Origin of the sequence: Vulgatibacter sp., from assembly GCF_041687135.1 — a bacterium.
Taxonomy (GTDB): domain Bacteria; phylum Myxococcota; class Myxococcia; order Myxococcales; family Vulgatibacteraceae; genus JAWLCN01.
This window is the reverse complement of record NZ_JAWLCN010000005.1, coordinates 205,205-228,861: the sequence shown is the minus strand read 5'-3', so window position 1 is coordinate 228,861 and position 23,657 is coordinate 205,205. Positions and strand designations below refer to the sequence as shown.

Genomic DNA, 23,657 nt, shown 5'->3' with positions numbered 1-23,657 from the left:
GAATGTGGCCGGCGCCCGGCTGGCGGCCTGCCCGGCTGGTGCGATACGGCCGCCGCATCGGACGAAAACGGCCCGGCCGCGTGGGAAGCGACCGGGCCGCCAAAGGGGCTAGCTGCGTGGCGCCGGGATCACGGCACCACGTAGCTGCCGATCGCCCAGTTCCAGATCCCGGTGGCGCCGAAGCGGTAGCTCGCCACCTGCACGGTGGCGCCGCGCGCGCGCGGCGCCGGCGCGGAGCCGTCGGTGGGCCACACCACCACGGCGCCCGCGGGCGTGGTGCCGTAGGTCACGGGGCTGGGGAAGCCCGGGTCGTTCTCCCCATCGGTAGAGACGATCCACTTCGGCACGCCGCCGGCGTCGACGACGTAGATCTGCGAGGCGTTCACCGCAGGCGACCAGGCGATCTGGCCTTCGCCGACGGTGAGGGTGAGCTCGAAGGTATCCCAGCCCTCGGTGAGCCGGACCGTGATCGCATCCGGCGGGCACCCGAGGCGGCTGGTGTTGCCGTAGCGGAGGTGGCTCACGCCGTCGTCGCTCTCCCAGCTGTGCATGCCCCAGACGGTGACGAGATCCATCACCGCGGCGGAGGCCTGCCAGGCGCCGTCCATGTCGGTGCTCGCCCAGTACTGGCAGTTCTCGTAGAACTCGCCGCAGAGCGCCATCTCGACCTCGTCCGGCACGGTGTCGTCCCAGGCGTAGACGCCCACGCCCTCCAGCGGCTGGCCCTGCTCGTCGACGATGGTGCCGTGCAGCGAGCAGACCCCGGCGACCAGCTCCTTCTCGGGCCCGAGCTCGATGATGCCGACGTCGCCGCAATTCTCGCCGTCGGAGCCGGGCTCTACCGGAGCGTCGAACTCGCCGGCGTCGTAGACCTTGCCGCCGTGGACCACGCGCAGGGCGATGCGGTGGGTCTCGCCGGGCGTGCCGTCCTGATCGACGTCGTCGCTCCCCTCGCTGCGCATCACGTCGAGGGCGAAGCGGCCGTCGTCGCCGGTGGTCTGCGAGGCCGAGGTGCCGGTATAGGTGCGGCCGGATGCGGTGACGGTGGCACCCTCGGCGATCTCGCCGTCCGGATCGCGGATCAGCCCCTCGATGCAGCCGTGGGATTCCACCGGCCAGTCGACGTTCCAGTAGGAGAAGTGGTTCACCTCGCCGGTGGCGATGATCACCCCGGTCCAGGTGCCGCCGCGGATCGAGGCGAGCTCGCTCTCGGGGATGATCCCGCCGCTGCCGTCCTCGAGCCAGCCGTCCTTCGCGTGGCGGACCCAGGTGCCCTTCGCCTCGTCGAAGGCGTAGAGCGGGATGTCGATCCGATCGTTGTCGGGCTGCAGATCGACGATCACCGGCCAGGTGTCCTGCGGCATCTGCATGCGGAGCTCGACGTCCTCCTCGAGCTGGTGGAGCTCGGCACCGCTCTCGTCCTGCAGCTGCACGGCGGAGAAGACGCCGGAGATGAGCAGGTTGCCGTCGCTGTCGTCGAAGCCGCCGGGGAAGAGGTGGGTCTCGGTCACCGGGTTGAAGACCCGGGCGCTGCCTGCCAGGCCCTCGCGGAGCCCCTTGATGCTGAGGCGGTTCCCCTCCATCGCGCAGCGGGCGCCTTCGCATTCCAGCGGCTCGAGCGAGGCGAGGGCGACGTTGAGCACCAGCTCGGCCTTCGGCCCCGCGACGACGCGGCGGAAGATCGGCGCGTAGCCCTCCTCCGAGAAGGAGACCACCACGTTCTGGCCCTTCTGCACCCTGGCGCCGATCACGTAGTTGCCCGCCTCGTCGGCGGTGGCGGTCACGCGCTCGCTGGCAGCGATCTTCCCGTCGCCGTCGGCGTCGATGGTGAGCTGCACCTGCGCATCGGCGAGCGGCATGCCGCTGGTGCCGTCGGTGCCGGCGGAGCTGACCATGCCCTTCACCACGAGATCGGTACCCGCGATCGCGCCGTTGCCGTCGCCGCCACTGCTGCAGCCGGCGCCGGCGAACGCAGCGAGCACGCCCACCAGGAGCTTCTTCTGCACCTTCATCGCTACCCCCTCGGCGGCGATGCTGCCGCCCCGGCACGGAAGGAGCCCGCGCCCTCCCGGCTCTCTCGCCCGAAGAGGGCGTGGGAGTCAATCGCATGACCGCGATCAGCCCCGCGGGTCTTCGCTCCAGGGCCAGGCGTGGCCGGGATGGCGGCGGATGTGTGGCCTGCCACCCTCGAGGCGGAGGTCGTCGCCGGGGCGGAGCACCAGCGCTTCCGGCCCACCTGCAGGGCGCTGCGCCGCCACCTCCGCCAGGCGCTCGGGGAAGGGATCGCTCTGCTCGTCCTCGATCGCGTTCTCCGGCGCCTCGCGGAAGCCCTCGTAGGCCGGGTAGCCGCGGTAGGCGGGGCCCATCCCCTCGCGCCAGTACCAGGGCGCGCCGCCGTCGGCGTAGGGGACGACGAAGCGTGCGCCGAAGCGGGCCGCGGTGTCGAGGAGCTCGCCGGCGTCGTTCATCAGCTGCTGCTGCACGCCGGCCAGCTCCAGCGGCACGTTGAGCAGGAAGGCGTCGAGGGTGGTGAAGGGGTAGAGCACCGGGTGGATCCGGAAGGCGCGCATCCCGCCGAAGAGCAGATCCACCGGACCGAAGCGCTCCCGGGCCTCGGCGGCGACGTCGGTCATGTGGCCGAGGGGGTCGTGGCCGGTGTCGGCGAGGAAGGCCGCCGAGAGCTCGGGGGTGCGGATGGCGTAGGTGTTTCCGGCGTTGCGCACCTCGGGATAGACGAGCGCGGTGGCGGTGGCCTGCTCGCCGAGGAAGGGGAGGACCTGCACCTCGACGTCGCCGAAGCGCAGGCTCTCCCACCAGCGCGGGGTGAGCACGCGGGTGAAGCCGAGCTGCCCGAGGCGGAAGGCGAGGTCGGTGGAGAGCACGTTCTCCCGGGCGAGCCAGGGGACGACGATCGGCGTGCTCCGCGGCAGGTGCAGCAGCGAGCCGAGGTGGAAGTGGTCGCCGTGGGAGTGGGTGAGGAGCACCGCGTCCACCGGCAGGAGCTGGTGGGGCAGGAGCATCCGGTAGTCGGCGGGATCCTGCCCGTGCCAGGGGCGCAGCCAGGGATCGAGGAGGATCCGGGTGGTGGCGGAGGAGACGAGGGCGGTGTTGTGGCCGACGAAGAGTACGCCCGGCTGCCGGGGCGGCGGAGGCAGCGGCTCGCCCTCGACGAGGAGGCCCGCCGCCTCGAGCTCGCCGAAGAGCTCCTGCAGCTCGGGGAGGCGCACGCCGCGGCGGATCTTCGCGGCGCTCTCGCCGGCGGCGATGGCGGCGAGGGTGTCGGCGAGGGGCGCCCAGGCGTGCAGGGGCAGATCGATCTCGAGGGCTTCGAGGCCCCGGCGCACGTGGAGGGTGGCGGGGATCTGCCCGGCGGGATCGGGGTAGAGCACCGACTCTTTCAGCACCCGGCGTCCCGCCACGTGGCGGTCCTCGCAGAGGCCGCGGTAGGCGGGGCGATCGTCGAGCCAGCGCAGCAGCTCCTCGGCCTGCTCGATCGCCGCGTCGCGGCCGAGGGCGGCGATCCGCTGCTTCAGCTCGGCGAGGGCGCGGCGCACGGGACGGGAGCCGGGGCCCTGCAGCCCGCAGCCCAGCTCCTCGTGGCGCTCGCGCTCGGAGCCGGTGGTGGCGAGGATCGAAAAACCGACGTGGGGATCGAGGACGAGCTTTGCCAAGGTGGGCGTGAAGCTACACGGAGCGGATGTCGGTGTGCCAGCGGGTGATGGGGGTTTGCACCAACGGCGTGGTAGCGTGGTCGGGAGACACACAACGGGGGAAGGCGATGAGGAAATGGATGGGCGCCACGGCGCTGCTCGGCTCGCTCGTGCTGCCGCAGCCCGCTGCTGCAGGCGGGGAGCTGGCCATCACCACCGCCGCGCTCTTCGGCGACTCGAACACCTCCGGGTCGGACGTGGGCCATTCGCTCGGCCTGCGGGCAGGGTGGGCGCTGCCGATGGGCCTCACCCCCGAGCTGGAGCTCCAGTACTTCGATCCCGACGGCTTCACCGTCGAGCACGTGGAAGGGACCGAACAGCAGGACAAGGGCGGCAGGATCGTCGCGGGGCTGCGCTGGTCCACTGGGGCGCCGATGCGCTTCGGGATCTTCGCCCGTGCGGGCTATCTGGCGATCGAGCACATTTCCCCGAGCCGGGGGCTGGAGTCCCGTCCACGGCCGCAGCCGCAGACGATCGACGGCGCCAGCTGGGACGCCGGCCTCGCCCTCGATTTCGTTCTGCCGGGCTTCTTCGTCGGGGGCCAGCTCGGCTAGGTGCAGTTCGTGGACGTCGAGGCGTCGTGGGCCGCGATCGGCCTCCATGCGGGCCTCATACTCTGAGAGTTTGTGAAACAAACTCTCCAGCGCAGCCGAAGGCGGAGCGATCGCAAGTAGGAGCGTTTCTCGCGCGAAGCGCGAGCGAAGGAATCGGGCCGGCGCCTGCCGGACCGATTCCTTCACACGCTCTGAGTGGCGTACGTAGAAGTTCCCCACCGCCATCGCCGGGCAGCACCGCCCGGAAGGTCGACAAGCTTGGGGGCAGCACCTAGCTTGCGTCGTTCGGGCCCGATCACCCGGCCCGGGAGGACGGATCTCATGCGGAGCTTCACCCGCGCGGCGCTCGTGGCCGCCCTCGTGCTCACCCCCACCGCCGCCCTGGCGCAGCTCCAGGTCGGGTTCGACGTCGACGCCATCTTCCCGGACGACGAGCCGCTGGACGAGGAGACCGGCTACGGATTCGCCGGCCGCGTCGGTCTCGTCGTCCCCGGTACGCCGGTCCTCGATCTCGTCCCCGAGATCCAGGTGGGTTACCTCGACTTCGGCACCCCGGGCATCGACGGCAGCAGCTTCGATCTCACCATGGTGCGGGCCACCGCGGGTCTCCGGGCCGGTATCGGCACCGTGCTCCGCCCCACCGCCTTCGGTCACGTCGGCTGGGGGCAGACCTCCTTGAGCGCCAACGGCGACGACATCGACTTCTTCGAGGATCGCAGCGGCATCGGCGAGGAGAGCGGCTTCACCTGGGACCTGGGCCTCGCCCTCGACCTCGCCATCCTGCCGCTGGTCACGGTCGGCGTGCACGGCGCCTACAACGGCCTCGACCTCGACGAGGAATCGCTCAACTGGTGGACCGCCGGCGCCCACGCCGCCGTGACGTTCTAGCGCCGTGGGGCGCCGCGACGTGCCGGTGGAGGCCGACCGCTGGGTCTTCAACCGGCTCGCCGCTGCCTACCGGGCCCGCCCGGGCTATCCCGCCGCGTTGATCGACCGGCTCGTCGCCGCTGCCGGCGGCGGGCCCGTCGCCGATCTCGGCGCGGGCACCGGCCACCTCGCCCTGCCGCTGGCGCGGGCGGGGCTCGCCGTCGCCGCAGTGGAGCCGGCCCGGGCGATGCGCGAGGCCCTCGCCGCACAGGCGGTCGGCCTGGAGGTGGAGGCGGTCGCCGCCGCTGCGGAGTCGACGCCCCTTCCCGCCGGTCACTACGGCCTGGTGGTGGTGGCCGACGCGCTCCACTGGATCGATCCCGAGCGGGCGGGCAGGGAGGCGGCGCGGCTCCTGCGGGCGGACGGATCCGCCGCGGTGATCGAGCCGGTGCTCGACGAGACCCCCTTCCTCGACGAACTCCGGGCGCTCCTCGCCCGCTACAACCCGAAGGCCAGGGCCCGGCCCGCTGCCTCGCGGGGCAGGCAGCTCCTCGCGCTGGCGCTGCCCGGGGCGGCCCCGGTGGAGGAGCGTTTCACGCAGCAGGTGCGCCTCGACGCCGCCGGCCTCGAGGCGGTGCTCCGCTCGCTCTCCTTCGTGGGGCCCGCGCTGGGGCCCGCGGATCTGCGGCGCCTCCTCGCCGAGGCGGCGGACCTCGCGATGCTCCACGGCGGGGCGGTCTGGTCCCGGACGATCCACCTCACCGGCGCCGGGCCGGGCTTCGCCGGCGGAAGGGCATTGGGGGCCGAGGCGGTGGAGCGGTAGACTGCCGACGATGCCCATCTCCCGCCGCACCATCCTCCGTTACGGCCTCGGCGGCGCGCTGCTCCTCGCAGCGGGCGGAACGGGCCTCGCCCTGCAGGGCAGCGCGCTGCGTGCGCCCGGGCGGCAGCTGCAGGTGCTCGATCCGCGCACCTACTCGATCCTCGCTGCGGTGGCCGATCGGATCGTGCCGGCGGGCAACGGCTTTCCCGCTGCGACCGCGCTCGCCGTGCCGGAGAAGATCGACGCGCTGCTCGCCAGCGGCGATCCCGGCGTGGCCGACGAGGTGAAGCAGGTGCTCCTCCTGCTCGAGAACGCGCTCGCGGGCCTCGTCTTCGACGGAAGGACGCGCCCGTTCACGAAGCTCTCGCCGCCTGAGCAGGACGAGGCGCTCCGCTCCTGGCAGCACAGCGGCCTCTCGATCCGGCGCACCGCCTTCGCGGCGCTGCACGGACTCTGCGCCGCTGCCTACTACGCCTCGCCCGAGATCCACACGCTGGTCGGTTATCCGGGCCCGCCCGATTTCGGAAACGTCGTACGCACGGTGGGTGGCAGATGATCTTCCGGGCTGCCGATCTCACGGCAGACGTCGACGTGCGCTGCGACGTCTGCGTGATCGGCTCCGGCGCCGGTGGCGCGGTGCTCGCCGCGGGGTTGGTCGAGCGCGGGCTCTCGGTGGTGATGCTCGAGGAGGGCGGCCACCACACGAAGAGCGAATTCGACATGCAGGAGGGCACGGCCTACCCGATGCTCTACCAGGACCGCGGCACCCGGGCGACCGCCGACCTGGCGATCACCATCCTGCAGGGCCGCGCGGTGGGCGGCAGCACCGTGGTCAACTGGACCACCTGCTTCCGCACGCCGAAGCGGATCCTCGATCATTGGCGGAGCCGCCACGGGATCGAGGGGCTCGACGAGGCCTCGCTCGCGCCGCATTTCGACGCGGTGGAGGAGCGGCTCCACGTCCACGAGTGGCCCGAGGTGCTGGCGAACGCCAACAACCGCGTGCTCCTCGACGGCTGCAGGAAGCTCGGCTGGGAGGCGGGGCCGCTGCGCCGCAACGTGCGCGGCTGCGCCAACAGCGGTTATTGCGGGATGGGCTGCCCCATCGACGCCAAGCAATCGATGCTGGTGAGCTACCTGCCCGACGCGGTGGCGAAGGGGATGGCGCTCTACAGCGACACCCGCGCCGAGCGGATCGAGGTCGCGGGCGATCGGGTGGTGGCGGTGCACGGCCGCGTGCTCGATCCGCGGACCAACCAGCCCACGGCGCGGCGGGTGACGGTGCGGCCGAAGGTGGCGGTCTCGAGCGGCGGCGCGATCAACGGGCCGGCGCTGCTCCTGCGCTCGGGGCTCGATCGCAACGGCAGGGTGGGCAAGCGCACCTTCCTCCACCCGGTGGTGGCGATGGCGGCGCTCTTCGACGAGCCGGTGCGGGCCTTCTACGGCGCGCCGCAGTCGATAGGCTCCCACCACTTCATCGACCGGGGCGAGGGTCGGATCGGCTTCTTCCTCGAGGTGCCGCCGATCCACCCGATGATCGCAGCCACCGCCTTCCGCTCCTTCGGGCAGGACCACCAGGCCTTCATGGCGCAGCTGCCCCACATCGGCGTGCTCATCGCGCTCTCGGTGGACGGCCTGCTCGAGGGGGAGGAGGGCGGCACCGTCTCCCTGCGCGGCGACGGCAGGGTGCGGGTCGACTATCCGGTGCGGGGGCCGCTGGCGGAGAGCTTCCGGGCCTCGTGCGAGGCGATGGCCCGGATCCAGCTGGCAGCGGGAGCGCGCCGCATCCTCTCGCTCCACGGGGCGCCGGTGGAGCTCCGCAGCGAGGTGGATCTGCCCCGGCTCGCAGCGGCGCCGTACGGTGCCCTCGAGCACGCGATCTTCACCGCCCACCAGATGGGCGGCTGCGCCATGGGCGCCGACCCGGCGACCAGCGTGGTGGACGCCACCCTGCGCCACCACCACGTTCCCAACCTCTTCGTGGTCGACGGCTCGGTCTTCCCCACCTCCCTCGGCGTCAACCCCAGTGAGAGCATCTACGCCATCGCCCACCGGGCGCGGGAGCACGTGGCAGCAGCGGTCTGACTGGCTGTGCTGCAGCGGACCTTGCGCCCAGCCCGGCTGGTGCGGCCTTCCCGGGCCGGTGTCATGCTTCGGCACATGCGGCTCTCATCGGATCCAGGCGCGCGGCTCGACCGTGCGCTGCTCTCGCTCGAAGGGCTCTCGGTCGGCGACGGCTTCGGCGAGCGTTTCTTCGCACCCGAAAGCGTTGCGCTGCTCGAGGCGAGGATCCCGCCGCCGGGGCCGTGGCGCACGACCGACGACACGGAGATGGCGCTCGGCATCGTCGAGGTCCTGGCGCGGACCGGCAAGGTCGTGCGGGAGGAGCTCGCCCGGGTCTTCGGCGAGCGCTACGTGCGCGACCCGTGGCGCGGCTACGGCGGCGCCGCCCACCGGATCCTCCAGGCGATCGCCGACGGCATGCCCTGGCGCGGCGCCGCCGCCGCAGCCTTCGGCGGCCTCGGCTCGATGGGCAACGGCGCGGCGATGCGGGTGGCGCCGCTCGGCGCCTATTTCGCCGACGACCTCGGGTTGGTGCTGGACGAGGCCCGTGCCTCCGCGGAGGTGACCCACGCCCATCCCGAGGGGCAGGCGGGGGCGATCGCGGTGGCGGTCGCCGCTGCGTGGGTGGTGCGCGACCGGACCGCGGCGCCCGCCAGCCTGCTGGCAGCTACGGCGGAGCACGTGCCGCCCGGCGAAACCAGGCAGGGGATCGTGCGGGCGCTGGAGATCGCTGCCGGCACGCCGATCGGCGAGGTGGCGGCGATCCTCGGCAACGGGAGCGGCGCCATCGCGGCGGATACGGTGCCCCTCTCGCTCTGGTGCGCGGCGCACCACCTCGGGGATTTCGAGGAGGCGCTCTGGACCACGGCCGCCGCCGGTGGGGACTGCGACACCACCTGCGCGATCGTGGGCGGGTTGGTGGCGCTCGCCACGGGGGCGGCGGGGATCCCCGATTCGTGGCGCGGCGCCCGCGAGCCCCTCGCGGTGGCGGTGCGCTGAGCTTCGCGCCGCACCGGCGCAGACGCCGCTCGATGTCGATTTCTTCTCGTCGCAGCGAGCGACGGACGTTCCGCTCGCCGAACGGCCCGCCCCGGTGGCGGCGTCGTGCGCATCGTTGCGCGGAGGAGGGTTTTCCATGATCCAGGCACGAATCGAACGCTATCTGCGTGATGCCGAGATCCCCTTCGAGCTCCTCCCGCACCGCCGCGTGGTGACGGCGCAGGAGGCCGCAGAGGCAGAGGGCATCTCCGGCTGGCAGGTCGCCAAGACGGTGGCGGTGGAGCTGGGCTCCGGCGAAGAGCTGATTTGCGTGGTCCCCGCGCCGGCGCTCGTCGATCTCGACGCCGTCTGCGACGTGACCGGCAGCAGGGACGCGCGGCTGGTGGAGGTCGACCGGCTCCGCGAGCTCTTCCCCGGCTGCGAGCCCGGCGCGGCGCCGCCCTTCGGCGGCCTGTGGAACCTGCCGGTGATCTTCGAGCTCGCGCTGCGGGCCCTCGATCACCTGCTCGTGCAGTCGGGAACGCACGAGGGGCTGCTCGAGATGCGCACCGCCGATTTCCTCGAGCTCGAGCTCCCGCAGATCGCCGCGATCTCCGTGCTGCCGGGGCAGCCGTGGCGCCACGCGATGCCCGCCGAAGGGGCCGAGCCCCATCCGTGGCACCACCCGTGATCAGAGGGTGAGCACCAGCTTGCCGAAGGTTTCGTTGCGCTCCATGCGCTCGTGGGCCTCGGCGGCGCGCTCGATCGGCAGCACCGCGTCCACCACCGGTCGGAGCTTTCCCACGGTGAAGAGCGGGACGATCTCGCGGGAGAAGGCCCGGGCGAGGGCGGCCTTCTCCTCGAGGGGGCGGGAGCGCAGCACGCTGCCGACGAGATGCGCGCGCTTGGAGAGCAGCAGCCCGAGCGGCACCTCGCCGGTGGCGCCGCCGAGCAGGCCGATCATCACCCAGCGGCCACCGGGCGAGAGGGCCTTGGCGTTCTCCGTGGCGTAGGCGGCGCCGACGGTGTCGAGGATCACGTTCGCGCCCTTGGAGGCCCGGGCGAAGGCGCCGCCCTCGACGAGGACCGACTCGCGGAGGCCGATGGCAGCGCAGCGGTCGAGCTTCTCCCGGGACCGCGAGGTGCCGATCGGGATCGCGCCTGCGTGGAGGGCGAGCTGCAGCGCTGCGGTGCCGATGCCGCTCGCCACCGCGTGGAGGAGCACCCGCTCGCCGAGGCGCAAGCCCGCCTGGAGGAAGAGCGCGTCCCAGGCGGTGAGGAAGACCTCGGGGATCGCCGCCGCCTCCTCGATCGAGAGGTTCGGCGGGGCGGGCATCGCCTCGCGCTCGTGGACGAGGAGGTGGCTGGCCATGGCGCCGCCGCCGACGATCCCCATCACCGCGTCGCCCGCCTTCCAGAGAGAGACGCCGTCGCCGGTCGCCTCCACGGTGCCGGCGTATTCGAGGCCGGGTATGTCCGGGGGGCTGCCCGGCGGCGCCGGGTAGAAGCCGCGGCGCTGGAGCACGTCGGCGCGGTTCACACCTGCGGCGGCGACGCGCACGAGGATCTCGCCGGGGCCGGGATCGCGGAGCTGTCGCTCCTGGAGCTCGAGGACGTCGGTCTCGCCTGCTTCGCGGATGCAGAGGGCGCGGATCGTGGGCATGGGCCGAAGGCTAACGAGCGTCGCCGTCTGCGGCCAGCCGGTCAATGCAGGGTGAGCGCGGGGCCCGGCAGCGCGGACGGCATCCGCGAGGCGAGGCGCCTGCGGCCGAGCTCCTCCTCCACGTTCGGATCGAGGGGCGGGTGTTCGCCCTCCTCGAGGTCCGGCCTCGAGAGCGGGATCCGGTTCCGGTTGTCGGAGACCACGAAATAGAGCCGGTCGAGGATCCGGTGGAGCCCGGGCACGAGGTAGATCGCCCGGACGATCGGCAGGCCGAAGGGGAGCAGGGCGTCGAGGCCCGCCGCCACCGCGCCGAACGCGCGCCAGAGGTGTCCGGAGGGAGCGAAGGTCATCGCCATCCGGCGGGTCTGCTGCACGGTGGTGCCGACCGCCTCGGGGAGGCCCCTGGTCTGGTAGGGCAGGCAGACGAGCTTGTCGCGCCAGTCGAAGCGGCGCAGGAAGTGGACCACCCCCGAGCAGAAGGGGCAGCGCCCGTCGTAGATCACCAGCACCTGGTCGGGACGCAGCATTCCTTCCTCCCTGGGCCGTCGCTCCGTGGGCTCCATGGGAAGAAGGTGGGGACGCTGCGGGGCGCCATCAGCCGCGGGACGGGGGCCCGCCCGGTTGCCTCGTACCGACGATCCGGCGTCCCTCGATCCTCACGCCCTCCGCCCGGAGCAGCACCGCCTGCTCCCCGGCCACCTCGGGGGCGAGGGTCCGGTCCGCGCGGGCCACCCGCCACCAGGGAACGCCGTGCAGGTTGCGCAGGGCCCGCGCCACTGCGCGGGCGCCCCGGGGCCTGCCTGCCCTGCGCGCCACCTCCGCGTAGGAGAGGACTACCCCGGCAGGGATGGAGCGCACCGCCTTCGCCACCGTCTCCTCGAAGCTTTCGGGCATTTCACACACTCCGCCACTTCCTGCCGACACGGTGCGTATGGTAGCCGGTCGGGTAAGACCATGCTCGCTCCCCGCACCTCCTTCCGCTTCGGCCTCTCGCCGTCCCTGGGGCTCCACCGGACCCACCAGCTGGCCCGGCGGCTCGAGGAGGCGTTGGCGCTGGCGGTGGCGTTGCCGGTGCAGGTCACCGTCGCCGGCTCCTACGAGCACCTCGAGGCGATGTTGCTGGGCGGCTCGCTCGAGGCGGCGTGGGTCAACCCGCTGCTCCTCGCGCGGATGCGCGGCGCCGGCGCGGAGGCCTGCCTCCGAGGGATCCGCCACGGGAGCACGAGCTTCCGCTCGGCGCTGGTGGTGCGGCGGGGCGAGGTCGATGGCCCCGAGGATCTGCGCGGGCGCCGGGCCGCGTGGACCGATCCCGAGTCGCTGGCGGGCTACCGGCTGCCCCTGCACTTCCTGCGCAGCAGGGGGCTCCACCCGGAGCGGCTCTTCCCCTCCGAGCGCTTCACCTTCAGCTACCCCACGGCGCTGGGCCGGCTCCTCGACGGGAGCGCCGACGTGGCGCCCTGCTTCGTCCACCGCGGCGACGCCGAAGCGCTGGAAGGGGTGCTGCGCCTGCTGGTGGGGAGCGAGGCGTCCCGGCTCGAGCCGCTGGCCTTCACCGAGCCGGTGCCCAACGACGGCCTGGTCTTCGCGCCCCACCTGCCCGCAGCGGTGGCGGAGGAGCTGAGCTCGCGGGTGGAGGAGGTACTCCACGACAGCGCGGGCCGGGCGGTGCTCGAGCTCCTCGACGTGGAGCAGGTAGTGCGGGCGGATTCGCTCGTCGACGAGCCGATCGGCTGGCTCGCCGCCGTTTGACACAGGGGGTGTTCGGCGCCATGTCGAACACCCGCGGTGTCAGCCCTGCCGCGTGTCGGGACCGTAGCGGAGCAGGTGGGTCTCGATCGGCCCGTTGAAGAGCGGGTGGCGCCAGTGCACGCGGTGGCCGAAGGCGCGCTCGAAGAGCGGCGAGCCCGAGAGCACGATCAGCGGGATCGCGTCCTCGAAGGGCGCGTAGGCCTCGCCGAAGCCGCGGTAGAGCCCCTCGAGCTGGAGGCGCTTGCCGCCGAGGCGCTCGCCGTAGGGCGGGTTCACGAAGATCTGGCACTCCGGCGGGACCGGCACGAGATCGCGGGCGTCCTGCTGGGCGAGCTCGAGGGAGTTGCGCACGCCGGCGCGCTCGGCGTTGCGGTGGGTCACCTCGAGGGGCTCGTCGAAGCGGTCGCGGGCGATGATCGGCGCCGGTGCCTTCGGCAGCGCCACCGCCTTGGCCGCCTCCTGCAGGTCACGGAAGGTCTTCGCCTCCTCGTCGCCGAAGGAGGGCCAGCGCATGAAGCCGAAGTGGCGGCCGCGGCCCGGCGCGATGTTGCGGGCGATGAGCGCCGCCTCGATGGCGAGGGTGCCCGAGCCGCACATCGGATCGAGGAAGGGCTTGTTCGGATCGTAGTAGCCGAGGGCGAGGATCGCAGCGGCGAGGGTCTCGCGGAGCGGCGCTTCCTTCGCCTCGATCCGCCAGCCGCGGCGGTGGAGCGGCTCGCCGGAGAGATCGAGGGCGAGCTCGGCGCGGTCCTTGACCAGGTGGACGATGACGTGGACGTCGGGCTTCGCGGTGTCGACGCTGGGGCGGGCGCCGGTGCGCTCGCGCATCCGGTCGACGATGGCGTCCTTGGTCCGCAGCGCCACGAAATGCGAGTGGGTCAGCTCCGAGGAGCGGACCGAGGCGTGGATCGAGAAGGTGTGCCGGGGCGAGAGGTGCTCCTCCCACGGCACCGAGGCCACCGCGTCGTAGAGGCCGTCGGCCCCCTTCGCCTCGTAGCTACCGAGGGAGAGGAGGATCCGCATCGCGATCCGGGACCAGAGACAGGCCTTCATCCCGTCGGCGAGGGAGCCTCGGAAGTGGACCCCGCCGCGATCGGCGCGGACCCCGGGAAGGCGCAGGCCGCGCAATTCGTCTCGAAGGGCGCCTTCGGTGCCCTTGGCTGCGGTGGCGAAGAAATTGTGCACGTCGGCCATTGTGCCCGATTTCCGACATCGCCGCCTCACGGAGATCCGATGGGGAACGGGGTGCGATTCCCCATCCGCCAGGCCGCGCACGTAGCTACGTGATGCGGGAAATGGCTCCGCACCTGCGAGCAAGGCCCTCCCGAGGGGGGAGGCGACTCTTGGCAACGCTCTTGCGGAGGACCCCGGCATCCAACAGCCGAGCGGCGGATGCAGGGGGCCCTCTCGCGGCCCGCCGCATCCCAAGGGGACCGAGCGATGCACGAGATGCGTGGGAAGGTGCTTTGGGTTGCGCTTCTGGGCGCGGCCCTGGCCGCCTGTGGCAGTGACGGCGGCGGTGGCGGGGCAGGCGGTACGGGTGGGGTCGGCGGGACGGCGGGGGTCGGCGGCAGCGGTGGCGTCGGTGGCGCCGGCGGGGCGGGCGGCGCCGGTGGCGCTGGCGGCGCCGGGGGCCAGCAGGCCATCGACGAGGAGTGCGGCAACGGGGTGGACGACGACCTCGATGGCGACACCGACTGCGAAGACAGCGATTGCGCCGACGTTCCCGCCTGTGCGCCGGAGGAGATCTGCGGCAACGGCCAGGACGACGACGGCGACGGCGCGGTGGACTGCGAGGACGGCGACTGCGCCGACGACGCTGCCTGCGGCGAGATCTGCGACAACGGAATCGACGACGACGGCGACACCGACATCGACTGCGACGACGCCGACTGCGCCGAGGCGTGCGTCGAGGTCTGCGACGACGGCCTCGACAACGACCAGGACGGCGCCGCCGACTGCGCCGACTACGAGTGCGCCGCGTCGTGCGATCTGATCGCCTGCGCCGAGGCGGACCTCGGTTCGGCGCTGCCCGTGCACCTCTCGGGCACCACCGAGGGCGGCGGCGACGACGCCTCGCTCTACTGCGCCGACGGCGGGGAGGACCGCGTCTACCTCTGGACCGCGCCGGACGACGGCTTCTTCATCATCGACACCACCGGCTCGGAGATCGACACCGTGGTGACGATCTACGAGGAGCCGGGCACCTGCGACGGCTTCGAGATCCTCTGCAACGACGACGCGGGCAGCCTCGCCTCCCGTATCGCCTTCGAGGGCCTCGCCGGTACCACCTACCGGATCGTCGTGGACGGCTGGAGCTCGGGCGCGTACCAGCTCCACCTCACCACCGCGCCCGCGATGGAGGGCGGCGACCTCTGCGGCAACGGCGTCGACGACGACGGCGACTGGGACACCGACTGCCAGGACGCCGATTGCGCGGGCCACCCGCTCTGCCCGGCGCAGGGCTGCGTGGACTTCGACCTCTTCGACAGCCTGCCCGCGGAGCAGATGGGCGACACCTGGTTCGCCGGCGACACCACCCCGGCCTCGTGCAATCCCGATGGCGGCAACGATGCCGGCATCCTCTGGACTGCACCCGCCGCCGGCACCTTCGTGGCGCAGGTCGACGGGCAGGGTTTCCAGCCTGCGCTCGCCGTCTTCCTGGGCAACAACTGCGACGGGATGGAGCTGAGCTGCACCACGCCCACCGAGCACCCGGATCCGATGGGCATGACCATCAACACCGCCTCGGCGCTCGTCACCGCCAGCGCCGCAGGGGAGCAGTTCGTCTTCCTCGTCGACTCGATGGGCTGGGACGGCAGCTTCACCTTGCGCGTGCACGAGGCCGCCGCCGCGGAAGTCTGCGGCAACGGCGTCGACGACGACGGCAACAGCAGCGCCGACTGCTTCGACCCGGCCTGCGCCAACGAGGACGTCTGCCTCTTCGCCTGCGTCGACGAGTTCCTCGGGAGCACCTCTCCGGTGACGGAGAGCGGCAACAACTTCGCCCGGATGAGCAACGTGCAGCCGAGCTGCGGCGTCGACGTGCACGGCGAGGTGATCTACCAGTGGACCGCGCCGACCACCGGCCGCTACGTCTTCGACACGGTCGGCTCGGCCCACGACACCATCGTCGCTGCCTACACCAACGACTGCGGCGCGCCGACGGAGCTCGGCTGCAACGACGACGCCGGCGGCAGCCTGGGCTCGAGGCTCTTCCTCGACGTGGTGCAGGGCGAGAGCTACCTCGTCGCGGTGGATGCCTATGCCAACTACATGGCGATGGGCTCCAGCTTCGGCGGTGACTTCACCCTGAACATCGACGCCGCGCCCGCCAGCGAGACCGCCTGCGCCGACCGGGCGGACGACGACGGCGACGGGCTGGTCGATTGCGCCGACGCCGACTGCGCCGCCGCTGCCGCCTGTGCCGCGATGGCCAGCGAGGCGGGGTTCTGTGACGACGGCATGGACAACGATGGGGACGGTTCCGCCGATTGCCTCGACAGCGATTGCGGCGCCGCCGCTGCTTGCACCGTGAGCGGGAGCGGCGTCGACGTCTTCCTCGGCAGCACCTGGCCGCTCAGCGTCAGCGACACCACCGCCGGCGCCGGGAACGACCGCGAGGATTCGAGCTGCGCCGGCTTCGGCGTGGGCGAGCTCGACAAGGTCTACCAGTGGATCGCGCCGGTTGCCGGCACCTACTCGTTCGAGGTGCTCTCGGCGGAGTTCCAGCCGATGCTCGAGATCCGGGGCGGGGACGTCTCGGGCGGGAACCTGGCGTGTGCCTCCACCTGGCAGACGGGCATGGCCTTCACCGCGCAGGTGAAGGTCCACGCGGGCCAGCGGCTCACCCTGGTGGTCGACGGCAACCAGGGCGGCGGCAGCGGCGCCTTCACGATGACCGCCACCCGGAACTGACCGGGAGGGGGGGAACGCTGTGCCGGAGCGTCTCCGGCGCAGCAGCCGCCACGTCCTGGGGAGGTTACGTGGCGGCGCGATCGCTCGTGGCGCATCCGCACACCTGGAACCCGCAGGCATCGCTTGGAGCCCGCTCCCCGCCCACCGGGGGGCGGGCTCTTTTTCATGGCGGGCCCCGCGCGGCTATTTGAAGCCGAGGGTCGGCTTGTCGCGGCGGTCGCCGATCACCCGGGCAGGCGTGCCGCCGACGATGGCCCATTCGGGCACGTCTTTGGTGACCACGGCGCCCATCGCCACCACCGCGTGGTCGCCGACGGTGACGCCGTCGGTGAGGCCGGCGTTGGCACCGACCCAGACGTCGCTGCCGATCACGATCCCGCGGGATCGCACCGGCTGGGAGCGGATGGTCCTATCGGGGGCCATCCCGTGGTCGAAGGCGTAGAGGGTCGCGCCGGAGGCGATGCGGGTCCCCTCGCCGATGCGGATCCCGGCGGCGCCGCCGTCCAGCGTCACTCTTGCGTTGAGGCTCACGCCGGGGCCGAGGTCGATGGGGCCGTGGGCGAAGACCTCGGCGGCGATGGCGCAGCCCGGGCCGATGCGGATCGGGCGGCCGGGTTCTGCGAAGAGCTTCGCCTCCGGGGCGACGAAGCAGCCTTCGGCGATCTCGATGGTCTCGAGGTCCCGGAAGGACTGCTGCACCTCGCGCTGCCAGGCCTCGGCCCAGCTGCGGTGCTTCGGCTTCAGGGAGAAGTAGAGCCACGGCATCCACGAGAGGCGGAGCTTGTGCTGCTCGAGGCGGCGCTGCTGGAGATCGTCCACCGGCGCTTCGTAGCGCAATCGGGGCCGGGCCGCCATCGGCCGGGCGCAGCAGGATGGGGTGTCGGCGAGGACGCATTTCGGCGCGGCGCGCGATTGCCCATGGTGCCGCCGGGGCCTACTTCTCCGGTGGGAAGGCCGGAAGGAGGCTCGTCGTGATCCAGCACATTCTCGTGGCGGTCGATGGTTCGGAAGGGTCGCGCCGGGCGGCGGGCTTCGCCAGGGAGCTGGCGGGGGCAACCGGGGCGCGGATCACGCTGCTCCACGTGCTCGAGCCGATCCCGATGGTGAACGTCGGCTTCGCCGAGTTCTACGGCGTGGCGCACCGGCAGCCCACCGACGAGGAGATGGCGAAGCTGCGGGAGGCGATCCGCGAGCAGGCGGAGGGCTTTCCGCGGGACCGGGTGGAGGTGATCATCGAGTACGGCAACCCGGCCGACACCATCGTCGCCCAGGCGGCGGAGCGGAACGCGGACCTGATCGTGATGGGCGCCCGGGGCATGGGGCCGGTGGGCCGGTTCTTCGTGGGCTCGGTGAGCGACCGGGTGGTGCACCACGCGGGGCGCAGCGTGACGGTGGTGCACTGACGCCGGTGCGATCCGCGGGATCGTGCGCCTCTGCCGAGCCGGGGTAGCAAAGCGATCCTTGCGGATCGTGTCACCCTCCCGAGCCGGGGTAGCAAAGCGATCCTTGCGGATCGTGTCACCCTCCCGAGCTGGGGTAGAAAACCGACCCGCGGAAGCGTCCCCGCCCAACCGGGTGGCTGGATCCCCCCCGGGTCCGGGGGCATACTGCTCCCGAGTTCAGCGTCCCTCCTTGACTGCCTGAACGTTTGTTCATAACGATCGCTGCGGAGGTGCAAACCACCGTGGCGCTCCCGGCCCGCGATCTCAGCCAGCTGCTCAGTGACCTGCGCCGCACCCGCGCGCTGGTCACGCCGGAGGAGCTCGCCCACCGCCTCCCGCCGACCCTGCCCACCGGGCTGGGCGAGCTCGACCGGCTCCTCGGCGGCGGGCTGCCACAGGGCCGCATCGTCGAGATCGGGGAGGTGCAGGGCGCCCTCGGCACCGCCCTCTCCCAGCAGATCCTCGCCCGCTTCACCAGCAGCGGCAGGCTCGCCGCCCTGGTGGACCGGGCCGACGCCTTCGACCCCAGGAGCGCCGCAGACGCAGGGGTGGATCTCGGCCGCACCCTCTGGTGCAGGCCCACCACCCACAAGGACGCGGTCCGGGCCGCGGACGCGCTCCTCGCCTCCGGCGCCTTCTCCCTGGTGATCCTCGACCTGGGGCCCGCGCAGCCCCGGGGCAGGGGCCGCAAGCCCGCCCAGCAGGCGCTTCGGGTGGTCGAGCCTTCCGGCCCGCAGGAGCCCCGGCTCGTGCGCACCGCCCCCGGCGAGGGCGCGCCCCCCGACGAGCTCCACTTCGAGCCCTACGCCATCCGCAAGAAGCGCCCCGACCCGAAGGACGACACCATCTCCCAGGCAGCCTGGCTGCGGCTCTCCCGGGACGCCGAGACCGCCCGCGCCTCCTTCCTCGTCCTCGGCGGCGAGGGCGCCGGCACCTTCGCCACCGCCTCCCTGCGGCCGAAGCGCGCCCGCGCCCGCTTCCTCGGCCAGGGCCCGGGCAGGACCTTCGAGGGGCTGGAGATCACCGTGGCCCTCGAGCGCAACAAGCTCGGCCTCTCCCCCGGCGAGGCGAGCCTCCTCTTCCGCGCCCCCGAGCTCTTCCCCACCGGCATCCGCGACCCGCTCCCGGGCGCCGCCCGGATCTCGGACGACCCCGCCGCCTCCCGCCGCAAGGCCTGGTACCTCACCGCCGACGAGGATCCCCCATGAGGATCGGCTGCCTCTTCGTCCCCGATCTCCCCCTGCAGGCGCTGCTCCGCGCGGAGCCCACCCTCGCCGGGATCCCGCTGGCGGTGGCGGAAGGGGAGGGCGCCCGCGCCCGCATCGCCCACGTCTCGGTGCAGGCCCGGACCCAGGGCGTCACCCCGGGCATGGGCGTCGGCGACGCGCTCGCCTTCTGCCCCCAGCTCACCGTGCGCTGGGTCGCCCCCGAGATCGTCGAGGCCACCCGCGAGGCGGTCCTCGACGCAGCCGCCTCGGTGGCGCCGCGGGTGGAGGAGGTGCGCCCCGGCCTCGCCCTCATCGACGCCGAGGGGCTCTCGCGCCTCCACGGCGACGAGCGGGGCATCGCCTCGGCGCTGGTCGCCGCAGCCTCGCGCCTCGATCTCGAAGCGCAGGCCTCCGTCGCAGGCGGCAAGCACCTCGCCACCATCGCCGCCGTCCGCGGCGCCGGGATCGAGGTGATCCCGAAGGGCAGGGAGCGCACCTTCCTCGCCCCGCTGCCGCTCGCCGCCATCGGCGCCTCGCCCCGCCTCTGCGAGACTCTGGTGCGCTGGGGCCTCGCCACCGCAGGCGCCTTCGCCACCCTGCCCATCGACGGCGTCGGCGCCCGCCTCGGCGAGGAGGGCGTGCGGGTCCACCGCCTCGCCACCGGCCACGACGACGAGCCCCTCCAGCCCAGGCCCCAGCCCGAGACCTTCGAGGAGGGCTGCGACTTCGACTTCGAGATCCTCGCGATCGAGGGGCTCCTCTTCGTCATCCGCCCGGCGCTCGAGCGGCTCGTCTCCCGCCTCGATTGCTACGGCGTCGCGGTGGGAGGCCTCACCCTGAAGCTCCTCCTCGATCCCGCGGGCGAGTCGCTCCTGCCGGTGGAGCTCGCCGCCCCCACCCGCGACGTGGGCTCGATGCTCGCCCTCTGCCGCTCGGTGCTGGAGCGAAAGCCCCCCAACGCCGCGATCCGCGGGATCCGGGTGCTGGCCACGCCGGCCCGGTCGCGGCGGGAGCAGCTCCGCCTCTTCGGCCTGCCCACCGTGGCGCCGGAGAAGCTCGCCACCGCAGTGGCCAAGGTCGCCTCCATCGTCGGCGACGACCGGATCGGCATGCCCCTGCTCCGCGAGAGCCACGATCCCGAGGGCTACCGCATCTCCCGCTTCGATCCACCGCCGCCACCGGAGGAGGAGCCCGACCTGGGCCCCGTCGCGGAAGGGGTGGCGGGCCTGCGCCTCTTCCGCCCACCGCTCGAGGCGGAGGTGCGGATGGGCCGCGAGGGGCCCCAGGCGATCCGCGCCGGCGCGGTGGCCGGCTGGATCGTCGGCTTCGCCGGCCCCTGGCGCCTCGACACCGGCTGGCACGAGCGCCCGGTGCAGCGCGACACCTTCGACGTGGAGCTCTCCGACGGCGCGGTCTACCGGCTCGCGCAGGATTGCGTGAGCGGCAGCTGGTCGCTGGTGGGCAGGTACGACTAAGCGTGAGCGGGCCGCGCGGACGGGAAGGAGCGAGATGGGAACCTGGGAGACCAACCAGCGCATCGCCGAGAAGCAGCAGCTCCGCTCCCGCCCCGTTGCGGCGCCGCGGCACAAGGCCCGCGTCCGCTACGTGGAGCTGCGGGCCCGCACCGCCTTCTCCTTCCTCCGCGGCGCCTCGCTTCCCGAAAACCTCGCCCTGCAGGCTGCCTCGCTGGGCTACGGCGCGATCGCCTGCGGTGACCACGGCGGCCTCTACGGCAGCCCCCGCTTCCACGCCGCCGCCCGGGACGCCGGCGTCCGCCCGCTGGTGGCGGGGGACATCGACGTGCAGGGGGTGGGCTCGGTGCGCCTCCTCGTCGAGAGCGCCGACGGCTACCGCAACCTCTGCCGCCTCTACACCCGCTCCCACGCCCGCCACGTGAAGGGCACCCACGCCGTCTCCCTCGAGGATCTGGCGAAACACGCCCACGGTCTCACCGCGCTCCTCGGCGCCTGCGCCGACGTCGAGGCGGCGGAGCGGGTGGTGCGCAGGCTCGGCCGCGAGCGCACCGTCGCCGAGGTGCAGCGCCACCTCGATCCCAGGGACGAGCGCCGCAACCGGCAGATGCTCGCCCTCGCCGAGAAGCACCGCCTCCTCGTCGCCGCCACCGGCGACGTGCGCCACGCGCTGCCCACCGAGCGCCGCATCCTCGATCTGCTCACCTGCATCCGCGAGGGCGTCACCCTCGACGCCGCCGGGACGCTCCTCTCCCGCAACGCCGATCGCCACCTCCACCCGCCGGAGGAGATGGAGCGGCGCTTCGCCGATCTGCCCCACGCCATCGACGGCACCGTGCAGCTCGCCGAGCGCTGCGCCTTCACCCTCGACGCGCTCCCCTACGAATTTCCGAAGTACCCGGTGGAGCCCGGCGACACCGAGCAGGCCCTCCTCGAGCGCCTCGCCTTCGAGGGCGCCCGCAAGCGCTACGGCAAGCGCTTCGACGGCCGCGTCCGCGCCCAGATCGAGCACGAGCTCGCCCTCATCGGCAAGCTCGAGCTCGCCGGCTACTTCCTCATCGTCTGGGACCTCGTCCGCTTCTGCGCCGAGAAGGGGATCCTCACCCAGGGCCGCGGCTCCGCAGCCAACTCCTCGGTCTGCTATTCGCTGGGGATCACCGCGGTCGATCCCATCGGCATGGGCCTGCTCTTCGAGCGCTTCCTCTCCGAGGAGCGGGGCGAATGGCCCGACATCGATCTCGACCTGCCCTCCGGCGACAGGCGCGAGGCGGTGATCCAATACGTCTACGAGCGCTACGGCCGGGCCGGCGCGGCGATGTGCGCCGAGGTGATCACCTACCGCGGCCGATCCGCGGTGCGCGAGGTAGGCAAGGTCCTGGGGATCCCCGCCGATACCATCGACAAGCTCGCCCGCGGCCACTCCCACTTCGAGTACCGGCGCGACGAGAGCAACGAGCCGCAGGCGCAGCTCGAGCGCGCGGGCCTGCGCACCACCGACCAGCGCCTCGAGCAGCTGCTCCAGCTCTGCGGCGAGCTGCAATCGCTGCCGCGCCACCTCTCCCAGCACTCCGGCGGGATGATCATCGCCAGGGGGCGCCTCGACGAGATCGTGCCCCTCGAGCCCGCGTCGATGCCCAACCGCACCGTGCTCCAATGGGACAAGGACGATTGCGAGCAGCTCAAGCTGATCAAGATCGACCTGCTCGGCCTCGGGATGATGGCCGCCCTCGAGGACGCGGTGAAGATCCTAGAGGCCCGGGGCAAGCCCTGCGATCTCTCCCAGCTCCCGCCGGACGACCCCGCGGTCTACGACGCCGCCTGCAGGGCCGACACCGTGGGCGTCTTCCAGATCGAGAGCCGCGCCCAGATGGCGACGCTCCCGCGGATGCAGCCGCGGAAGTTCTACGACCTGGTGGTGGAGGTGGGGCTGATCCGCCCCGGCCCCATCGTCGGCAAGATGGTCCATCCCTTCCTCGCCCGCCGCGCCGGTCGGCAGGAGGTGACCTACCCGCATCCCTCCCTCGAGCCGGTGCTGGCGCGGACCATGGGCGTGCCGCTCTTCCAGGAGCAGCTGATGCGCATCGCCATGGTGGCTGCCGACTTCACCGGCGGCGAGGCGCAGGAGCTGCGAAGGGCGATGAGCCACAAGCGCTCGAAGGAGATGATGCAGCGCTTCGAGGATCGCCTGCGCGCGGGCATGAAGCGCAACGGCTTCCGCGAGGACGCGACCGAGGAGGTGATCGTCGGGATCCGCTCCTTCGCCGAGTACGGCTTCCCCGAGAGCCACGCTGCGAGCTTCGCGCTCCTCGTCTACGCCAGCCTCTGGATCAAGGTGCACCACCCGGCGGTCTTCCTCGCGGCGCTCCTCAACAACCAGCCGATGGGCTTCTACGCGCCGGCGACGCTGGTGAAGGACGCGCAGCGCCACGGCGTGCACGTGCGCACCCCCTGCGTCGTCCTCTCCGACGCGAAGGCGCAGGTGCTGGGCGATCTCGAGGTGCGTCTCGGCCTCGAATCGGTGCGCGGCCTGGGCTCCCAGGCGGCGGAGCGGATCGTCGCCGCCCGCGCGCAGAAGCCCTTCGCCACCGTCTCCGAGGTCTGCAACCGCGCCCTGCTCGACGTGCGCCGGGCGGAGCTGCTCGCAGAGGCGGGGGCGTTCGCCGCCTTCGGCCTCACCCGCCGCCAGGCGCTCTGGGAGGTCCGCGCGGCGCTGGCAGGTGGCGGCCCGCTGGCGCCGCCGCCGCCGGCAGGACCCTCGCCGCTCCCCGAGCTCAGCGAGCTGCAGCGCACCCTCGCCGACTACAGCGCCACCGGCCTCACCGTCGGGCCCCACCTCGTGCAGCGGATGCGCCCGCAGCTCGACGCCCTCGGCGTCACCCGCGCCGGCGCGGTGCTGGCCGAGCGCAACGGCAGGTGGGTGCGCATCGCCGGGCAGGTGATCATCCGCCAGCGCCCCGGCACCGCGAAGGGCATGGTCTTCCTCACCGTGGAGGACGACACGGGCTTTGCCAACGCGGTGATCGAGCCGGAGCTCTTCCACGAGCAGCGGACCACGATCCTCGCGAGTCCCCTGCTCCTCATCGAGGGGCCGCTGCAGAACGTCGACGGGGTGGCGACGGTGAAGGCCCGGCGCTTCCGCGCGCTCCACGGCCCTGCCGAGGACCTGCCGGGCTCCCGGGATTTCCGCTGAAGGCGCGTCGGCGGCGTGC

Annotated in this window: 20 protein-coding genes; 13 read left to right on the top strand and 7 right to left on the bottom strand. The window is 72.7% G+C overall.

Annotated features, from left to right (window positions below):
- Nucleotides 1-128: 128 nt before the first annotated feature.
- Together ACESMR_RS14645 and ACESMR_RS14640 are read right to left on the bottom strand one after the other, a co-directional pair.
- Complete coding sequence (locus tag ACESMR_RS14645; protein ID WP_373047839.1) at nt 129-2,012, bottom strand: hypothetical protein; 1,884 nt, start codon at nt 2,010-2,012, stop codon at nt 129-131.
- Nucleotides 2,013-2,117: 105 nt separating this feature from the next.
- Nucleotides 2,118-3,671, bottom strand: coding sequence for an MBL fold metallo-hydrolase (locus ACESMR_RS14640; protein WP_373047838.1), 1,554 nt, complete (start codon nt 3,669-3,671; stop codon nt 2,118-2,120).
- Between the two features lie 107 nt (nt 3,672-3,778).
- Here ACESMR_RS14640 and ACESMR_RS14635 point away from each other — a divergent pair, with 107 nt between their 5' ends.
- From ACESMR_RS14635 to ACESMR_RS14605, 7 genes are all read left to right on the top strand, one after another.
- Nucleotides 3,779-4,264, top strand: a complete 486-nt coding sequence (locus ACESMR_RS14635; RefSeq protein ID WP_373047837.1) for a hypothetical protein — start codon at nt 3,779-3,781, stop codon at nt 4,262-4,264.
- Nucleotides 4,265-4,585: 321 nt separating this feature from the next.
- Nucleotides 4,586-5,152: a hypothetical protein gene (locus tag ACESMR_RS14630; RefSeq protein WP_373047836.1), complete on the top strand. Its 567-nt coding sequence runs from the start codon at nt 4,586-4,588 to the stop codon at nt 5,150-5,152.
- 4 nt (nt 5,153-5,156) lie between these two features.
- Nucleotides 5,157-5,954 (top strand): class I SAM-dependent methyltransferase, encoded by a 798-nt coding sequence (locus ACESMR_RS14625; RefSeq protein WP_373047835.1) that lies wholly within the window; start codon nt 5,157-5,159, stop codon nt 5,952-5,954.
- A 10-nt stretch (nt 5,955-5,964) separates the two neighbouring features.
- The gene (locus ACESMR_RS14620; RefSeq protein ID WP_373047834.1) at nt 5,965-6,510 is read left to right on the top strand and encodes a gluconate 2-dehydrogenase subunit 3 family protein; all 546 of its coding nucleotides are present in this window, start codon (nt 5,965-5,967) and stop codon (nt 6,508-6,510) included.
- A complete protein-coding gene (locus ACESMR_RS14615; RefSeq protein WP_373047833.1) occupies nt 6,507-8,039 on the top strand; it encodes a GMC family oxidoreductase in 1,533 nt (510 codons plus the stop codon). The genes ACESMR_RS14620 and ACESMR_RS14615 overlap by 4 nt, the downstream gene beginning before the upstream one ends.
- A gap of 75 nt (nt 8,040-8,114) precedes the next feature.
- Nucleotides 8,115-9,017, top strand: coding sequence for an ADP-ribosylglycohydrolase family protein (locus ACESMR_RS14610; protein WP_373047832.1), 903 nt, complete (start codon nt 8,115-8,117; stop codon nt 9,015-9,017).
- A 136-nt stretch (nt 9,018-9,153) separates the two neighbouring features.
- On the top strand, nt 9,154-9,687 hold the full coding sequence (locus ACESMR_RS14605; protein WP_373047831.1) for an aminoacyl-tRNA deacylase: 534 nt from the start codon (nt 9,154-9,156) through the stop codon (nt 9,685-9,687).
- Here the strand turns inward: ACESMR_RS14605 and ACESMR_RS14600 are convergent, their stop codons facing one another.
- The 3 genes from ACESMR_RS14600 to ACESMR_RS14590 all read right to left on the bottom strand — a co-directional run bounded on the left by ACESMR_RS14600 (nt 9,688) and on the right by ACESMR_RS14590 (nt 11,553).
- Nucleotides 9,688-10,659 (bottom strand): NAD(P)H-quinone oxidoreductase, encoded by a 972-nt coding sequence (locus tag ACESMR_RS14600; RefSeq protein ID WP_373047830.1) that lies wholly within the window; start codon nt 10,657-10,659, stop codon nt 9,688-9,690. It lies immediately after the preceding gene.
- Between the two features lie 41 nt (nt 10,660-10,700).
- Entirely contained in the window at nt 10,701-11,186 is a 486-nt protein-coding gene (locus ACESMR_RS14595; protein ID WP_373047829.1) for a thiol-disulfide oxidoreductase DCC family protein, read from the bottom strand.
- Between the two features lie 67 nt (nt 11,187-11,253).
- Nucleotides 11,254-11,553 carry an MGMT family protein gene (locus ACESMR_RS14590; protein WP_373047828.1) on the bottom strand — a complete coding sequence of 100 codons (300 nt, stop codon included), beginning with the start codon at nt 11,551-11,553 and terminating at the stop codon, nt 11,254-11,256.
- Between the two features lie 60 nt (nt 11,554-11,613).
- On the opposite strand from ACESMR_RS14590, the gene ACESMR_RS14585 reads away from it, so the two are divergent.
- Nucleotides 11,614-12,408 carry a phosphate/phosphite/phosphonate ABC transporter substrate-binding protein gene (locus tag ACESMR_RS14585; RefSeq protein WP_373047827.1) on the top strand — a complete coding sequence of 265 codons (795 nt, stop codon included), beginning with the start codon at nt 11,614-11,616 and terminating at the stop codon, nt 12,406-12,408.
- A gap of 39 nt (nt 12,409-12,447) precedes the next feature.
- Here ACESMR_RS14585 and ACESMR_RS14580 read toward each other — a convergent pair whose 3' ends face one another.
- Nucleotides 12,448-13,602: a class I SAM-dependent RNA methyltransferase gene (locus ACESMR_RS14580; protein WP_373047826.1), complete on the bottom strand. Its 1,155-nt coding sequence runs from the start codon at nt 13,600-13,602 to the stop codon at nt 12,448-12,450.
- Nucleotides 13,603-13,848: 246 nt separating this feature from the next.
- Here ACESMR_RS14580 and ACESMR_RS14575 point away from each other — a divergent pair, with 246 nt between their 5' ends.
- Nucleotides 13,849-16,326, top strand: coding sequence for a hypothetical protein (locus ACESMR_RS14575; protein ID WP_373047825.1), 2,478 nt, complete (start codon nt 13,849-13,851; stop codon nt 16,324-16,326).
- A 183-nt stretch (nt 16,327-16,509) separates the two neighbouring features.
- On the opposite strand, the gene ACESMR_RS14570 is transcribed toward ACESMR_RS14575, so the two are convergent.
- A complete protein-coding gene (locus ACESMR_RS14570) occupies nt 16,510-17,091 on the bottom strand; it encodes an acyltransferase (RefSeq protein ID WP_373047876.1) in 582 nt (193 codons plus the stop codon).
- 206 nt (nt 17,092-17,297) lie between these two features.
- Between ACESMR_RS14570 and ACESMR_RS14565 the strand changes: the two genes are divergently transcribed.
- From ACESMR_RS14565 to ACESMR_RS14550, 4 genes are all read left to right on the top strand, one after another.
- On the top strand, nt 17,298-17,729 hold the full coding sequence (locus tag ACESMR_RS14565; protein ID WP_373047824.1) for a universal stress protein: 432 nt from the start codon (nt 17,298-17,300) through the stop codon (nt 17,727-17,729).
- A gap of 281 nt (nt 17,730-18,010) precedes the next feature.
- On the top strand, nt 18,011-18,976 hold the full coding sequence (locus ACESMR_RS14560; protein ID WP_373047823.1) for a hypothetical protein: 966 nt from the start codon (nt 18,011-18,013) through the stop codon (nt 18,974-18,976).
- Entirely contained in the window at nt 18,973-20,451 is a 1,479-nt protein-coding gene (locus ACESMR_RS14555) for a hypothetical protein (protein WP_373047822.1), read from the top strand. Before ACESMR_RS14560 ends, ACESMR_RS14555 begins: the two co-directional genes overlap by 4 nt.
- Nucleotides 20,452-20,485: 34 nt before the next feature.
- Entirely contained in the window at nt 20,486-23,638 is a 3,153-nt protein-coding gene (locus tag ACESMR_RS14550) for an error-prone DNA polymerase (protein ID WP_373047821.1), read from the top strand.
- Nucleotides 23,639-23,657 lie beyond the last annotated feature (19 nt).

Bases quoted from the DNA above. Each gene is read 5' to 3' on its own strand.
- ACESMR_RS14645 (WP_373047839.1), bottom strand. From the start codon at position 2,012: ATGAAGGTGCAGAAGAAGCTCCTGGTGGGCGTGCTCGCTGCGTTCGCC.
- ACESMR_RS14635 (WP_373047837.1), top strand. From the start codon at position 3,779: ATGAGGAAATGGATGGGCGCCACGGCGCTGCTCGGCTCGCTCGTGCTG.
- ACESMR_RS14630 (WP_373047836.1), top strand. From the start codon at position 4,586: ATGCGGAGCTTCACCCGCGCGGCGCTCGTGGCCGCCCTCGTGCTCACC.
- ACESMR_RS14620 (WP_373047834.1), top strand. From the start codon at position 5,965: ATGCCCATCTCCCGCCGCACCATCCTCCGTTACGGCCTCGGCGGCGCG.
- ACESMR_RS14615 (WP_373047833.1), top strand. From the start codon at position 6,507: ATGATCTTCCGGGCTGCCGATCTCACGGCAGACGTCGACGTGCGCTGC.
- ACESMR_RS14610 (WP_373047832.1), top strand. From the start codon at position 8,115: ATGCGGCTCTCATCGGATCCAGGCGCGCGGCTCGACCGTGCGCTGCTC.
- ACESMR_RS14605 (WP_373047831.1), top strand. From the start codon at position 9,154: ATGATCCAGGCACGAATCGAACGCTATCTGCGTGATGCCGAGATCCCC.
- ACESMR_RS14600 (WP_373047830.1), bottom strand. From the start codon at position 10,659: ATGCCCACGATCCGCGCCCTCTGCATCCGCGAAGCAGGCGAGACCGAC.
- ACESMR_RS14595 (WP_373047829.1), bottom strand. From the start codon at position 11,186: ATGCTGCGTCCCGACCAGGTGCTGGTGATCTACGACGGGCGCTGCCCC.
- ACESMR_RS14590 (WP_373047828.1), bottom strand. From the start codon at position 11,553: ATGCCCGAAAGCTTCGAGGAGACGGTGGCGAAGGCGGTGCGCTCCATC.
- ACESMR_RS14585 (WP_373047827.1), top strand. From the start codon at position 11,614: ATGCTCGCTCCCCGCACCTCCTTCCGCTTCGGCCTCTCGCCGTCCCTG.
- ACESMR_RS14580 (WP_373047826.1), bottom strand. From the start codon at position 13,602: ATGGCCGACGTGCACAATTTCTTCGCCACCGCAGCCAAGGGCACCGAA.
- ACESMR_RS14575 (WP_373047825.1), top strand. From the start codon at position 13,849: ATGCACGAGATGCGTGGGAAGGTGCTTTGGGTTGCGCTTCTGGGCGCG.
- ACESMR_RS14570 (WP_373047876.1), bottom strand. From the start codon at position 17,091: ATGCCGTGGCTCTACTTCTCCCTGAAGCCGAAGCACCGCAGCTGGGCC.
- ACESMR_RS14555 (WP_373047822.1), top strand. From the start codon at position 18,973: ATGAGGATCGGCTGCCTCTTCGTCCCCGATCTCCCCCTGCAGGCGCTG.
- ACESMR_RS14550 (WP_373047821.1), top strand. From the start codon at position 20,486: ATGGGAACCTGGGAGACCAACCAGCGCATCGCCGAGAAGCAGCAGCTC.